Consider the following 14,926-nt stretch of genomic DNA (forward strand, 5'->3'; position numbering starts at 1 on the left):
ATCGAGCGGCTGATCGATCTCGACAGGACATAGCGAATGACATCTCATACCGAGCGCCTCGAACGCCGGCCGGCCAGCCCGTTTCGCCAGCCGAAGGCAGTGTGGGCAGTCGCCTTCGCCTGCGTCATCTCGTTCATGGGCATCGGCCTCGTCGACCCGATCCTGCCGGCGATCTCGCACGACCTGAACGCGACGCCGAGCCAGGTGACGCTGCTGTTCACCAGCTACCTGGTGATCACCGCGGTGGCCATGCTGATCACGGGCTGGGTGTCCAGCCGCATCGGTGCGAAGAAGACGCTGATCGCGGGGCTGGCGCTGATCGTCGTGTTCAGCGCGCTGGCCGGCACCTCGGACTCGATCGCCGGCATCGTCGGCTTCCGGGCCGGCTGGGGAGTGGGCAACGCCCTGTTCATCGCGACGTCGCTCGCGGTCATCGTGGCTTCGGCGACCGGCGGGTTCGTCGGCGCGATCATCCTGTACGAGACCGCGCTCGGCCTCGGCATCGCGGTCGGCCCGCTGCTCGGCGGGCTGCTCGGCGACATCAGCTGGCGTGGCCCGTTCTACGGCGTCGCGGTGCTGATGGCCATCGCGCTGCTCGCGACCGTCGTGCTCGTCGAGCCGCTGCCCAAACCGGACCACAAGACGTCGATCGCCGAGCCGCTGCGGGCCTTGCGGCACCGCGGTCTGGCCACGATGTCGCTCACCGCGCTCTGCTACAACTGGGCGTTCTTCACGGTGCTCGGCTACGCGCCCTTCCCGATGGAGCTCGGCGCGATCCAGCTCGGCCTCGTGTTCACCGGCTGGGGCATCCTCGTCGCGGTCTTCTCCGTGTTCGGCGCGCCGCGGCTGCAGGCCCGCTTCGGCATCGCGCGGACGCTCTACCTGAACCTCTTCCTCTTCGCGCTCACCGTGCTCGTCATCGCGATCTGGACGACCACGCCCACGGTGCTCGTCGTCTGCGTGATCGTGGCCGGCGTGTTCATCGGCATCAACAACACCGTCACCACCCAGGCGGTGATGACGATCTCGCCGGTCGAGCGCCCGGTCGCCTCCGCCGCTTACGGGTTCGTCCGCTTCATCGGCGGCGGGCTCGCGCCGTTCGCGGCCGGCAAGCTGGTCGAGGCGACCAACATCCACGTGCCGTTCTTCATCGCCGTCGGCGCGCTGCTGGCCGGCATCCTGATCCTGCGCACCGCGCACGCGGAGCTGGCCCACGCCGAGCGCGTCCAGGCCGAGAGCGTCCGCGCGCCCGCCGAACCACCGGCGCTGTCCACTGTGGAGCTCGACTCCGCCGCGGTGGCGGCGACCGACGGCGCCATCGTCGCGGCGATCGACGACTCGGCGATGGCCGACCGGGTCACCGAGACCGCGGGCCGGCTCGCCGCGGTCAACGGCCGCGCGGTGCACGTGCTGCACGCCCAGGAACACGCGCGCGCGACCGAGGGCGCCGTCGACGGCGAGGAGCTCGCGGCCGCCCGCGAGCTCGTCCGCGCGCACCTGAAGCGGCTGTCCGCCGACGGCGTCCCCGCGGTCGGCCAGGTCCTGCGCGACGCCGGCGACCACGGCGCGGCCGGCCGGCTGATCAGCCGCTACGCCAACGACATCGGCGCGCGGGCGGTGGTCATCGGCGCGCCGACGCACGGTGGGCTGCCCGCGCTGATGGACGCGAGCGCGAGCCGGGAGATCTGGCGGACCGTCCACTGTGACGTCGTGATCGTGAACCCGGCCACCGTGCTCGCCGCCGCGGCGCGGTGACGCCGCGGGGGGAGCGAGACCGCCTTCGCGTGGCGGATCGTCACCCCGCTCCACCCGGGGCCGGTACTCAACCCGATCATCAGCTCCCTCAGCGGTGCTCCTCGCACCACTTCTTGAGCGACGCCGCCTCGGTGTCGACCAGGCGGCGGATCGTGCGGCCGGCGACGAGGCTCGCGATCGGCGCCAGCGCGCCGGACAGCGTGAACGTCAGCAGGGCCTCGACCTTGCCGTCCCGTTCGGTCAGGATGTGGTCGGCGGACAGCCGGATGCCCGCGCTGCTCGTGGCCCAGGTGAACGACCGGCCCGGGGTGAGCTCGGTGACGGTCCACGTGCGCGGCGGCTGCTTCGGCTGCCGGACGTCCGCGGTGCTGCCCACCGTGAACTCGCCCTCGTCCAGCCGGCGGATCGAGGTCGTCGTGGGTGTCCACTCCGGCCACTTCTCGACGTCGCGCACCGTCCGCCAGACGAGGTCCGCCGGCGCGTCGATCATGGTTGTCGTCTCGTGTCGCATCGCCCCTCCTGGTTCCCTCCCGAACTCGATTGTGCCGAAGAATGCTTGGCACGGCACGGATCCGGGTAACCCACCGCTGTGACGCGCATCGCCACTCTCCCCGTTCTGGCCGCCGTTCTGGCCGCCGCCGTGCTGGCCCCGACCGCGTGCAAGCCGGTCGACCTCACCACTCCGGCGACCACCGGACCGGCCGGGCCGGCCACACCGGCCACCCCACCACCGGCGAACGCCGCCGCCCTGCTGCGCAAGCTGCCCGTCGCGGAGGAGGACACCGGTGCCCACTACGAGCGCGCGGAGTGGGGCGAGGACTGGCCCGCCCGCACCGACGGCTGCACCACGCGCGACCTCGTACTGCTCCGGCAGGCGAAGGGCGCGCAGCGCGGCGCGGGCTGCGCGCTGCACTGCCCGGCCGCGAAGCCGTGCTGGGTGTCCCCGTACGACGGCCGCGCGACCGCGGACCCGGGCGAGCTGGAGATCGACCATCGCGTGCCGCTCAACGAGGCGGCGCGGTCCCGGGTGGTCGCCGGCGGCAAGCCCGGCCTCGGCGCCACCCGCGTCTGGTCCGCCGCGCAGAAGCACGCGTACTACGCGGACCCGGCCAACCTCGTCGCGGTCACGGCGGAGGTCAACTCGGCCAAGAGCGACGACGACCCCGCGCGGTGGCGGCCGGCCAACCGCGAGGCGTGGTGCGCCTACGCGACCCGCTACATCCAGACCAAGCTCAAGTACCACCTGACCGCCGACAAGGCGGAGCGCGCGGCTCTCGCCCAGATGCTCGGGACGTGCCCGGCGAAGTGACGTCGTGGCAGGACAGCCGGTGTTTCCGGCGGCCATCTGCCACACGCCCGCCGCGTGTCGCGGTCGACAAGTGGTAATTGTCTTTCGTTTCCTCAACATGTCAACACTGGCGCCCGTCGCAGCGTGACCGTATGGTACTCAGCCAGTTACAACACGTGGGGTTAGCAAGAATTGGGCGCGTGTCCCAACTGGGGGGTAGCGACGCGGTTTCCTTGCTGATTGCCGTGACATATCGGGATGTCCATTTGGCAAGTTCGCGAGGTTTTATGACACGTCCTGGCATGGCCGTGCACCGAACCATCCTGGTGGTGGACGTGGTGGGCTTCGGTGACCGACGGCGAAACAACGTGGATCAGATCGCGGTGCGCAAAGGGCTGTATCGGGCGCTGGCCGAAGCATTCTCGGCGGCCGGTATTTGCTGGGCCGACTGCGAGCACGAGGACAGAGGGGACGGTGCGCTCATTCTCGCCCCGGCGGAGATGCCGAAAGGGCCGTTCGCCGAGGTCCTGCCCGGTGCGCTGGTGGCCGCGCTGGATCGGCACAACCGCAGCCACCGGCCGGCTGAGCAGGTCCGGCTGCGTATGGCCCTGCACGCCGGGGAGATTCACTACGACGACCACGGCGTGACGTCCGCCGCGATTAATCTGTCGTTCCGATTACTGGACTCCGCGCCGCTCAAGGCAGCACTTGCGGAATCCCCGGCGGTGCTCGCGATGATCGTCTCGTCGTGGTTCTTCGACGAGGTCGTGCGGCACAGCAGGGCCTGCGACCCAAAGGCCTACCGGTCGGTATCCGTGGTGGTGAAGGAAACCACGGCGGCCGCGTGGCTGCACGTGCCCGACCACCCGCAAGACGCGGAAATCCCGGCCGGCGAAGAAAACCCGGAGCCGCGGCTGCTGGGCCGCGACCAGGAAATGGACCGGCTGTGCCGGGCCGCCGCGACGGCGAAATCCGGTAGCTGCACGACCGCGCTGTTATCGGGTGAGCCGGGAATCGGCAAGTCCGCGCTCGCGGGCGCGGTCGCGGGGTTGCTCGCCGCCGACGGGTGGACCGTGGCGTGGGGCAACTGCCCCGAACGCGAGGGCAGCCCGGCGGGCCAGCCGTGGACGGAGGTCCTGCAGGGGCTCGTCGACCGCTTCCCGCCGCACGAGCACGCGGCGGAGCTGGCGCCGCTGCTCGACGACCACGCCACGCTGCGTGCCTCGGGCGACGTGCCGGCCGCGCGGTACCGGCTGCGTACGGCCGTCGGCCGCTACCTCGCCGCGGTGGCCCGGGGCGGTCCGCTGCTGGTCGTGCTCGACGACCTGCACCACGCCGACGGCGAAGTCCTCGCCCTGCTCGCACACCTGGCCGCCGACCTGGTCGCCGAGCCGGTGCTGCTGGTCGTCACCTACCGGCCGACCGAGGTGGACGAGCAGCTCGCCGACACGCTGGCCACGCTCGCCCGCCACGGGCCCGAACACCTGACGCTGTCCGGCCTGGACACCGGCGCGGTGGCCGAGCTGATCGACGAGCTGTGCACCCGGCAGCTGGCCGACCAGACCGTCGCCACGATCGCGCAGCGGACCGAGGGCAACCCGTTCTTCGTCCGGGAGATCGCGCGCCTGTTGGAGACCGACGGCGAGCACGCGGCGATCGGCGAGGTGCCCGCGAGCGTGCGGCACATCGTCCGCCGCCGCGTCGCGCGGCTGCCCGCGTCGGCGCAGCAGGTTCTCCGCGACGCGGCGGTGATCGGCCGGGAGTTCACCCTGGACGTGCTGGCGGCGGTGACCGGCATGGACTCCGAGGCGCTGATCGAGTGCCTGGACGCCGCGCTGCGCGCCGGGATCCTCGACGAGCCGCACACGGCCGTCCGATCGCTGCGGTTCGCGCACGCGCTCGTGCGGGACACGCTCTACCACGACATCTCCCGGCTGCGCCGCACCGGCCTGCACGCCCGGGTCGGCGCCGCGCTGGAGCAGCTGCGCCCGGGCGACACGGTCGCCCTCGCGCACCACTTCGACGCCGCGCAGGCGCCGGACGCGGCGGCCCGTGCCGCGTGGTACCTGCGGCTCGCGGCCGAGCAGGCCGAGCGGCGCTACGCCCACCGCGAGGCGGCCGGACTGTGGCAGCAGGCCGTGCTGTCCTACGCCCACGCACCCGGAGGAACCGTGCGCGACCGGCTCGAGCTCGTGATCGGCACGATCCGGACGCTGTCCATCGCGGGGGAGCGGGTCGCGGCCCGCGCGCTGCGCGACGACACGCTCGCCGAGGTGATCGGGCTCGGGGACGCCGAGCTGACCGCCCGGGTGATCGTGGCCTACGACGTGCACGACCTGTCCCCGCACCACCGGCCCGGCGCGACGCCGGATGCGCTCGTCGACCTCATCGAGAAGACGCTCTACACGCTGCCGGCCGCGGCCACGGAGCTGCGGTGCCAGATGCTCGCGAGCCTCGCGGTCGAGCTGGAGCAGTCCGACGACCCGCGTGGCGATCCCGCGTCGATCGAGGCCGTCGCGCTCGCCCGGCAGCTCGGCGACCCGGCGCTGCTCGCGAGCGCGCTCAACGCCCGCTTCCGGCGCAGCTACTGGAGCTCCACGCTCGCCGAGCGGGAGCGGATCGGCACCGAGCTGCTCGCCCTCGGCCAGGGCCACGGGCTCATCGGCGTGGAGGCGGCCGGCCGGCAGGCGCTGCTCCGGTGCGCCAGTGCCCGCGGCTACTTCGCGCAGGCCGGCCAGCACGCCGCCGAGCTGGAGCGCCTGGCCACGACCTACGACCTGCCGGCCGCCGCGACGACCGCGGCCTGGTTCCGCGGTGTGGACCACACCGTCAACGGCCGGTTCGCCGAGGCCGGGCGCGCGTTCCAGCACGCGACCGAGCTGACCAGCCACAACGGGTTCGCCGACACCGAGGACGGCTACTACCCGGTCTGGGCGTTCGCGCTGGCACTGTGGACGGGCAAGCTGGCCGACCACGTGTCCGACGCCCGGCTGGCCTTCGAACGGTGGCCGAAGCAGGGCCGGGAGGTCTACGCGCTGACGCTGGCCGCTGCCGGGCAGCCCGAAGAGGCGGTCGAGATCGCGGCCGTGCGCGATCCGATCCAGCGGGACGTGCGGTTCAAGATCCTCATGACGGTGCGCGGCATGGTCGGCCTGGCGCTGGGCGACTACGAGCGGGTCGTCGAGGCGTACAACGCCCTGGGGCCGCTCGACAACGAGGTGGCCGGCGGCGACACCGGTGGCTACGCGGTCCTGCTCCCGGTCGCCCAGCTACTCGGGGACCTCGCCGTGCGCCTGGGCCAGCTGCAGACGGCGAACGGCCACTACCGCAAGGCCCGCGAGATCGGCGAGCGCGCGGAGATTCCACAGTGGACGGCCGCGGCCCGCGATGCGTTGTCCCGCACGGTCACCCAGTTCAAGCCGCAGCGCGCCTGGTGACCGGCGGGTCGGCGAGGAGCCGGGCGCCGTAGTCAGGGCGGGTCAGCCGGGCGAAGCGGCCAAACCGCGCAAGAGGGGCAGGTAGACGTCGTCGACGAACTCCGCGATGTCGGTTTCGGTGATCGGTCCGCCGGACATCATCGTCTCGTTGCGGATCAGGTCGATCGGCATGCGCGCGGCCCGGGGCGGCACGGTGACCGGCGGCAGCTCGCCGCGCTCGACCGCCCGCTCGACGATCCCGTTGACCCAGTCGCCTAGTGGCGCGGTCCGGAGCCGCTCGCGCAGGATCTCGGCGACCTCCGGGTGCCGGAAGGCCTCGCCCATCACGCCGGCGACGACCTCGCTCATCATCCCCTCCGCCCGCCGCGCGATGCGGTTGAACAGGGCGATCAGGTCCGCGCGCAGCGAGCCCATGTCGGTGGCCGGCACGGGTTTCGGCCGCTGCCGGGCCCACGCGGCCAGCACCAGCTCCGCGCGGCCGGGCCAGCGACGGTAGATAACTGGTTTGCTTGTCCCGGCTCGGGCGGCTACAGCTTCTATCGTGAGGGCGGCGTATCCGACGTCGTTCAGCTCGGCCCAGGCAGCATCCAGGATGGCCTGTTCCAGCTCGGCGCCGCGGCGGCGGGACTTTGTCTCGGTCACGCGTTCCCTTACCTTTAAGATACGTTGCGTTTCTTAAGGGGCGTGGTCTAGATTAGTACATGTTAGATACGAACCGTTTCTTCTAGTAGGGGGACCGGTGCTGACGCGCCTACTACGTACCTACCTGCGGCCGTACCGCAGTGAGCTGACGGCAGTGCTCGTGCTGCAGCTCATCGGCACGATCGCGTCCCTGTACCTACCCAGTCTCAACGCGGACATCATCGACTTCGGCATCGCGCGGGGCGACACGGGCTACATCGTGTCGACCGGGGGGTGGATGCTGACGGTCACGGTCCTGCAGATCATCTGCTCGGTCGGCGCGGTCTACTTCGGCGCGCGCACCGCGATGGCGTTCGGTCGCGACGTGCGCGGCGCGATCTTCCACCGGGTCGGCACGTTCTCCGCCCGCGAGGTCTCCGGGTTCGGCCCGCCCTCGCTGATCACCCGCACCACCAACGACGTCCAGCAGGTGCAGCTGCTGGTGGCCATGATGTGCACGATGTTCGTCACCGCGCCGATCATGTGCGTGGCCGGCGTGATCATGGCCCTGCACGAGGACGTCGGGCTGTCCTGGCTGCTGCTCGTCTGCGTGCCCGTGCTGGTCATCTGCATCGGGCTGATCGTGTCCCGGATGGTTCCGCAGTTCCGCCTGATGCAGGAGCGCATCGACCAGGTGAACCGGGTCCTGCGCGAGCAGCTGTCCGGCATCCGGGTGGTGCGTGCCTTCGTCCGCGAGCCCGCCGAGGCCCGCCGCTTCGCCGACGCCAACACCAAGCTGACCGACACCGCGCTGCGAGTCGGCCGGCTGCAGGCGATGATCTTCCCGACGGTCATGCTGATCCTGAACGCGTCGAGCGTCGCGGTGCTGTGGTTCGGCGCGCACCGGGTCGACGCGGGGCAGATGCAGATCGGCGCGCTGACCGCGTTCCTGAACTACCTGCTGCAGATCCTGATGTCGGTCATGATGGCGACGTTCATCTCGATGATGATCCCGCGCGCCGCGGTGTGCGCCGAGCGGATCAACGAGGTGCTCGACACCGACCCGTCGGTGGTGCCGCCACTCGAGCCGGTGCGCGAGCTGCCCCGGCGCGCGGACGTCGAGCTGCGGGGCGTCGAGTTCCGGTACCCGGGCGCGATCGACCCGGTGCTGCGGGACATCTCCTTCCGCGCCGAGGCCGGCCGGACGACCGCGATCGTCGGCAGTACCGGGTCGGGCAAGTCGACGCTGCTGTCGCTGATCCCGCGGCTGATCGACGTCACCGGCGGCGAGCTGCTGGTCGACGGCGTCGACGTCCGCGAGGCCGACCCGGACCTGCTGTGCGAGCGCATCGGCCTGGTGCCGCAGCGCGCGTACCTGTTCACCGGCACGGTCGGGAGCAACCTGCGCTACGGCAACCCGGACGCCACCGACGAGGAGCTGTGGGAGGCGCTGGAGATCGCGCAGGCCCGCGACTTCGTCGAGGAGATGCCGGGCGGGCTGGCGGCGCCGATCGCGCAGGGCGGCACGAACGTGTCCGGCGGCCAGCGGCAGCGGCTGTCGATCGCCCGGGCGCTCGTGCGCAAGCCGGAGATCTACCTGTTCGACGACTCGTTCTCCGCGCTCGACCTCGCGACCGACGCGGCGCTGCGCGTGGCGCTTCGCCCGCACGTTCGCGACGCGGCGGTGATCGTGGTCGCCCAGCGCGTGTCCACGATCCTCGACGCGGACCAGATCGTGGTGCTGGACAAGGGTTCCGTGGTCGGCATCGGCAACCACCGTGAGCTGATGCAGACCTGTCCCACGTACGTCGAGATCGTCGAGTCCCAGCTGACCCCGGAGCAGGTCGCATGAGACGGCGTATCAGCGGCGGAGCGGAGCGAGTGGGGGAAACAGGATGAGCACACAGACACAGGCACGGCCGCGTCCCATGGGCGGCGGGGGGCCGCGCTTCGGCATGAACATGCCCGTGGAGAAGGCGAAGGACTTCCGCCCCTCCGCCAAGCGGCTGGCGCGGCGGCTGCAGCCCGAGCGGTTCGCGTTCGGCGCGGTCGTCGTGCTCGCGGTCATCAGCGTGTCGTTCGCCGTGGCGGGGCCCAAGATCCTCGGGCACGCGACGGACATCATCTTCGACGGCGTGCTCGCGCGGTTCCGCGGCGTGCCGGACGCGGGCATCGACTTCGGTGCGCTCGCCGGCGTGCTCGGCTGGGTGCTCGGGCTCTACCTGGCCTCGTCGCTCTTCGGCTGGGTGCAGGGCATCCTGCTGAACGGCGTGGTCCAGCGGGTGGTCTTCCGGCTGCGCGAGGACGTCGAGCACAAGCTGCACCGGCTGCCGCTGCGCTACTTCGACGGCCAGCCGCGCGGCGAGCTGCTCTCCCGCGTCACCAACGACATCGACAACATCTCCACGACGTTGCAGCAGACGCTGAGCCAGCTGCTCACCTCGCTGCTGACCGTCGTCGGCGTGCTCGTGATGATGCTGACGATCTCGCCGCTGCTGTCGCTGATCGCGTTCGCCGTGATCCCGCTGTCGGTGTTCGTCACCGCGCAGATCGGCAAGCGGGCGCAGAAGAAGTTCATCGCGCAGTGGAAGAACACCGGCCTGCTGAACGCGCACATCGAGGAGGCGTTCACCGGCCACCAGCTGGTCCGCGTGTTCGGCCGGCAGAAGGAGTCGGAGGCGGAGTTCACCAAGCGCAACGAGGAGCTGTACGAGGCGGCCCGCGGCGCGCAGTTCATCTCCAGCCTGATCATGCCGTCGATGATGTTCCTGTCGAACCTGAGCTACGTCGTGGTGGCGGTGGTCGGCGGCCTGCGGATCACCTCCGGCACGATGTCGCTGGGCGAGGTGCAGGCGTTCATCCAGTACTCGCGCCAGTTCACCCAGCCGCTGACCCAGGTGGCGTCGATGGCGAACCTCATGCAGTCCGGGGTCGCGTCGGCGGAGCGGGTTTTCGAGCTGCTGGACGCCGAGGAGGAGTCGGCGGATCCGGCGGACGCGACCCTGCCGGCCGACCGGCGGGGCCGGGTCGAGTTCGAGAACGTGTCGTTCTCCTACCGGCCGGAGCAGCCGCTGATCGAGGACCTGTCGCTCGTGGCGGAGCCGGGCCAGACCGTCGCGATCGTGGGCCCGACCGGCGCCGGCAAGACGACGCTGGTGAACCTGATCATGCGGTTCTACGAGCTGGACTCGGGTCGCATCACCCTCGACGGCGTGGACATCACCGCGCTGAAGCGGGAGGACCTGCGCTCGCAGACGGGCATGGTGCTGCAGGACACGTGGCTGTTCGGCGGCACGATCCGGGACAACATCGCCTACGGGCGCCCGGACGCCACCGACGAGGAGATCATCGAGGCCGCGAAGGCGACGCACGTGGACCACTTCGTGCGCACGCTGCCGGACGGCTACGACACGGTGATCGACGAGGAGGGCACGAACGTCTCGGCCGGTGAGAAGCAGCTGCTGACGATCGCGCGGGCGTTCCTCGCGCGCCCGTCACTGCTGATCCTCGACGAGGCGACGAGCTCGGTGGACACGCGCACGGAGTCGCTGGTGCAGCACGCGATGGCGGCGCTGCGCTCGTCCCGAACGAGCTTCGTGATCGCCCACCGCCTCTCCACGATCCGCGACGCCGACCTCATCCTCGTGATGGAGCAGGGCCGCATCGTGGAGCAGGGCACGCACGACGAGCTGCTGGCCGCGCAGGGGGCGTACCACCGCCTGTACTCAGCCCAGTTCGCCGCGACCGGGTAGGAGATCGCCGGGGCGGCCGGCGTGCGTGGCGGTTGTGCTTCACTCGGGTCATGGCGGATCGGGACGAGGTGCTGCGGTTCCTCCGTGACCACGGCGCCGGGGAAATCGCGCATCCCGGCGGGACGCTGCTCGAGCACCTGCGGCGGGTCGCCGGCCTGCTCGCCTCGTGGGGCGCGGACGAGGACGTGCGGCTCGCCGGGCTGTGCCACGCCACCTACGGGACCGACGGGTTCGACCGGGCGCTGCTCGACGTGAGCCGGCGGGCCGAGCTGCGCGCGGTCGCCGGCGAGCGGGCGGAGCGACTCGTATACCTGTACGGCAGCCTGGACCGCGGCTTCGTCTACCCGCGCCTGCGCGACCCGGTGGTCGTGGTGCGCGACCGGTTCACCGGCACGGAACACGAGCCGTCCGAAGAGGACATCCGGGCCGTCGTGGAGATCACCGCCGCGAACGAGCTCGACGTGGTGGGACACAACGCCGACCTCGCGCGCCGCTACGGCGACCAGTTGACACGGCTGTTCGAGCGATGCCGCGGCCGGCTGTCGGCGGAGGCCCGGAAGGCGTGGCTCAGCTGAGGCCGAGCTGCCGGCCGGCCACCACCGCGGCGCGGCGGTTGTTCACGCCCAGCTTCGCGTAGATCGCGCGTACGTGGGTCTTCACCGTGTTCACCGACACCGACATGTCCGACGCCAGCTCGTCCAAGGACTGGGGCGACGACAGTCGCATGAGGACGGCGTGTTCGCGGCTCGTCAGGACGTCCGCCGTTTCGGCGTCTATTGTGGACACCAGTTGGGACACGCGCGCGGCGAAGGCGTTCGTGCGCCCGAAACCACCCACCTGCTCCAGGAGCAGCCGGCGCACCGACGCGTCCGCGTGGTGGAACGGGCGGATCAGCGACGACGGCTCGGCCAGCTCCAGCGCCGCGTCCAGCGCGCCGCGCGCCCGGGTGCGGCGGCCCAGCCGGATCTCCAGCGCGGTCTCCAGCAGGCGCGCCTCCAGCCGGGTCGTCGGGCACAGCGGCGGGCGCGGGTCGTCGAGCACCTCGCGGATCGCGGACTCCGTCGCGGCCAGGGCGCCGTGCGCGAACGACGTCCGCGCCTGCATCAACGCGAGCTCCGCGACCGTGCCGATCCGGTCCCGCGTCCACGCCACCAGCTGCTGCGCGAGCGCCTCGTGGCCGAGGTCCAGCGTCGCGCGGTGCTCGAACACCATGCCCGCGGCGAGCAGCGGGGTCGGGATGCCCGCGTCGCCGTGGTCGTGGCGGGCCCGGGCGAGCATCGCCAGCCCGTCCTGCCGGCGGCCGGCGTCGATCAGCGCCGCGCCGGTGAGCAGATCGATCAGGTACCGCAGCAGGTGCGCGTCGGCATCCGCGGGCAGCGTGGCCGCCGCGTGCCGGGCCTCGTCGAGCGCCGCGTCCGGATCGAGCGACAGCAGCCGGGCGAAGCCCACCATCACGTGGTCGGCCGTCAGCCACGGCGACACCGTCCACCCGTGCGCGTACGCGAGCTCGACCGCCGCCGCGCACGTCGACTCCGCCGCCGGGAACGCCCCGTCCCGGCAGGACAGCACGGCCAGCGCCGACAGGCTGTGCATCGCCACGTAGTCGAATCCCTGCTGGCGGGCCAGGCGGGCCGCGGTCGCGAGCTCGCTGCGCGCCTTCGCCACGGCACCGGCCCGCAGCAGCTTCCAGCCGTGCGCCAGGCGCGCCCACGCCTCCAGGTCGCCGCCGTCGAGCGCGCCGATGACCGCCGGCCAGTCCAGCGGTTCCACCGGCAGTGCCTGCCCGCGCGCGAGCGCCTGCGTGGCCAGCACCAGCTGGCGCAGCCGCACGAGTTCCGCAGCGGGCCGGTCCGGCCATGCGGTCCAGCAGGACGCCAGGTCCGCCTCGGCCTGCGCGTGCTCGCCCACCTGCGTGTGCTCGAGCGCGGAGATCAGCGCGAGCGTGGGGAGCTGCCGGACGGTGTGGTCCCCGACCGACGCCAGCGCGCGGCGCACCGACCCGTGGTCGTCACCTGCCAGCAGCACGGTCGCCCCGTGGCGGCCCAGCAGGTCGACCATCGTGCGGTTCTCGCCGGTCAGCGTGACGTGCTCGAGCGCCTTGTCCGGCCGCTCCCGCTCCGCGAACCACTCGGCGGCCGTCTCGTGCAGCTCCGCGAGGACGCCCGGCCGCTGCCGCGAGAGGTCGGCGAGCAGGTACGAGCGCAGCAGCGGGTGCGTGCGGAACCACTGCCGGTCCGAGCCGACACCGAGCACCAGCGAGTTGTCCCGCTCCAGGCCGGCGAGGATCGCGCCGGCGTCCGGCCGCCCGGACAGGGCCGCGGCGAGCGCCGGGGTCACCTCGTCGCACACGCTGACCAGCGCGAGTACGTCGGCCGTCGCGGCGGGCAGGCGGGCGAGCACCTCGCTGACGAGGAAGTCGGCGACCGCGCGGTCGTTGCCGGCGAACTCGACGAGGAACGCCTCGCGGTCGGACACGTCCCGCAGCGACCGGGCGGCCAGCCGCAGCCCCGCCGGCCAGCCCGCGGTCTGCTCGACGAGCCGGCGGACCTGGTCGTCGTCGAGGCCGGCGTCCGCGCGGCGCAGCAGTTCGGCGGCGTGCTCGGTGGAGAAGCGCAGGTCACCGGCGCGCAGCTGGGCGAGCTCGCCCTGCAGCCGCAGCCGCGCGAGCGGCAGCTGCGGGTCGGCGCGGGTGGACAGGACCAGCCGCACGTTGCGGGGCTGGTGGCGGACGAGCATGGCGATGCCGTGCCAGGTGTGCTCGTCTTCGATCTCCTGCAGGTCGTCCAGCACGAGATAGAGCGGCGCCGGGAGCGCCGCGAGCCCGTCGATCAGGTCGGCGAAGAAGCCCGCGGCGTCCGGCACCCCCGGCGGGTGCAAGGTGTGCAGCCGGCTGGAGGAAGGAACCGGAGCACACCCGCACACCGCGCTGAGGACCGCGGTCCAGAAGCGGCCGGCGTCGTTGTCGCCCCCGTCCAGCGACACCCACGCCTTGTCCGCGGCGCCCGTCTTCTCGACCCAGTCGGCGAGCAGCAGGGTCTTCCCGTAACCCGCCGGTGCGCACACGAGGGTCAACGGATATCTGGCACTGCGGGTGTCCAGCCGTTCACGCAACCCGTCACGGGACACGAAGTTGGCGGGCACCCGGGGTACGGCGGTCTTGGCCCGTGGTATTGGCCACCGGCGTCCAGTGCGACGTTCCCGGGTCTGTCGCATGTGATTCACGCTATGCGTGGTGACCGGGCCCCTCTAGAGCACAAGGTCCCTTTCCGAAAACAGCGATCATTCGACGAAGAACTGTTCGGCACGTGATTCCCCAGACGCATCTTGTATTTTGTCTACAACAGTGCCGGACCTGATCGCGAACAAAGTCGAGCGGCCCGACGTCATTTCGGTGCGGATCTTCCGGTGCAGTCGTCGTCGATGCCGACGCTACCCGCTCGCGTGGGCGCTAGCACGGCTAGCTGCGCCGATGCCGGGTGCGGGGCGGTCGGAACGCGCCGCCGAGCGGGCCCGGCCGGCAAGATCGCGCACCCGGCGTACGTTCGATTTCTTCGCGTCCACCTGCTGAAGTCCGTCGCCGGTCGGGCCCGCCGACGGGTTCTTGCCTTCTCGAGCCGGGTAACCGTTTTCTCCGCACCGGCCACCGGGTCGAATCGCCGAAAACCACCCGTCCACGCCATCGCGCTTCGCGTCGAGCCGTCCGGAATCCCCGTTCTGCTCTCAGTCTGCGCTGAATCTGCTCGGCGCCCGCTCAGTGGTGGTCGGCGTGCTCGACGTCCAGCAGTCCGCGCTCGATCGCGACCGCGACGGCGTCCCGGCGCTTCGTGACCCCGAGCTTGGTGTAGATGGCCCGCACGTGTGTCTTCACGGTGTTCGCGGACACCGTGAGGTCCTCGGCGATCTCGTCGAACGAGCGCAGCGTCGGCAGCAGCCGCAGCACCGCCTGCTCCCGTGCGGTCAGCGGCACCATCGGCGGCACGTCCAGCGCGCGGCGCAACGCGAACACCCGCTCGGCGAACCGCTCCGCGGCACGGCCGAGCTTGCCCAGCTCGCTCGTCAGCAACTCGGTGATC

Annotated in this window: 10 protein-coding genes; 6 read left to right on the forward strand and 4 right to left on the reverse strand. The window is 71.6% G+C overall.

Features of this window, described 5'->3' with window-relative positions; all coding sequences use genetic code 11:
* Positions 1-36 precede the first annotated feature (36 nt).
* Positions 37-1,755: an MFS transporter gene (locus VH969_RS13015; RefSeq protein WP_331973974.1), complete on the forward strand. Its 1,719-nt coding sequence runs from the start codon at positions 37-39 to the stop codon at positions 1,753-1,755.
* A gap of 88 nt (positions 1,756-1,843) precedes the next feature.
* Here VH969_RS13015 and VH969_RS13020 read toward each other — a convergent pair whose 3' ends face one another.
* The gene (locus VH969_RS13020) at positions 1,844-2,266 is read right to left on the reverse strand and encodes an SRPBCC family protein (RefSeq protein WP_331973975.1); all 423 of its coding nucleotides are present in this window, start codon (positions 2,264-2,266) and stop codon (positions 1,844-1,846) included.
* A 78-nt stretch (positions 2,267-2,344) separates the two neighbouring features.
* Between VH969_RS13020 and VH969_RS13025 the strand changes: the two genes are divergently transcribed.
* The gene (locus tag VH969_RS13025; RefSeq protein WP_331973976.1) at positions 2,345-3,064 is read left to right on the forward strand and encodes an HNH endonuclease family protein; all 720 of its coding nucleotides are present in this window, start codon (positions 2,345-2,347) and stop codon (positions 3,062-3,064) included.
* Between the two features lie 281 nt (positions 3,065-3,345).
* The gene (locus tag VH969_RS13030) at positions 3,346-6,480 is read left to right on the forward strand and encodes an ATP-binding protein (protein WP_331973977.1); all 3,135 of its coding nucleotides are present in this window, start codon (positions 3,346-3,348) and stop codon (positions 6,478-6,480) included.
* Between the two features lie 42 nt (positions 6,481-6,522).
* Here VH969_RS13030 and VH969_RS13035 read toward each other — a convergent pair whose 3' ends face one another.
* Complete coding sequence (locus VH969_RS13035; RefSeq protein ID WP_331973978.1) at positions 6,523-7,122, reverse strand: TetR/AcrR family transcriptional regulator; 600 nt, start codon at positions 7,120-7,122, stop codon at positions 6,523-6,525.
* 97 nt (positions 7,123-7,219) lie between these two features.
* Here VH969_RS13035 and VH969_RS13040 point away from each other — a divergent pair, with 97 nt between their 5' ends.
* The 3 genes from VH969_RS13040 to VH969_RS13050 are packed head-to-tail and all read left to right on the forward strand — an operon-like array spanning position 7,220 to position 11,428.
* Positions 7,220-8,953, forward strand: a complete 1,734-nt coding sequence (locus tag VH969_RS13040) for an ABC transporter ATP-binding protein (protein ID WP_331973979.1) — start codon at positions 7,220-7,222, stop codon at positions 8,951-8,953.
* A gap of 43 nt (positions 8,954-8,996) precedes the next feature.
* Positions 8,997-10,853, forward strand: a complete 1,857-nt coding sequence (locus VH969_RS13045) for an ABC transporter ATP-binding protein (RefSeq protein WP_414638495.1) — start codon at positions 8,997-8,999, stop codon at positions 10,851-10,853.
* Between the two features lie 50 nt (positions 10,854-10,903).
* Complete coding sequence (locus tag VH969_RS13050) at positions 10,904-11,428, forward strand: DUF6817 domain-containing protein (protein WP_331973980.1); 525 nt, start codon at positions 10,904-10,906, stop codon at positions 11,426-11,428.
* Here the strand turns inward: VH969_RS13050 and VH969_RS13055 are convergent.
* The gene (locus VH969_RS13055; RefSeq protein ID WP_331973981.1) at positions 11,421-13,994 is read right to left on the reverse strand and encodes a winged helix-turn-helix domain-containing protein; all 2,574 of its coding nucleotides are present in this window, start codon (positions 13,992-13,994) and stop codon (positions 11,421-11,423) included. The genes VH969_RS13050 and VH969_RS13055 overlap by 8 nt on opposite strands.
* Positions 13,995-14,604: 610 nt before the next feature.
* Positions 14,605-14,926, reverse strand: a 322-nt coding sequence (locus VH969_RS13060; RefSeq protein ID WP_331973982.1) for a response regulator transcription factor, incomplete at its 5' end; no start/stop codon positions are given.

Source organism: Actinophytocola sp. (assembly GCF_036555685.1).
Lineage (GTDB): Bacteria > Actinomycetota > Actinomycetes > Mycobacteriales > Pseudonocardiaceae > Actinophytocola.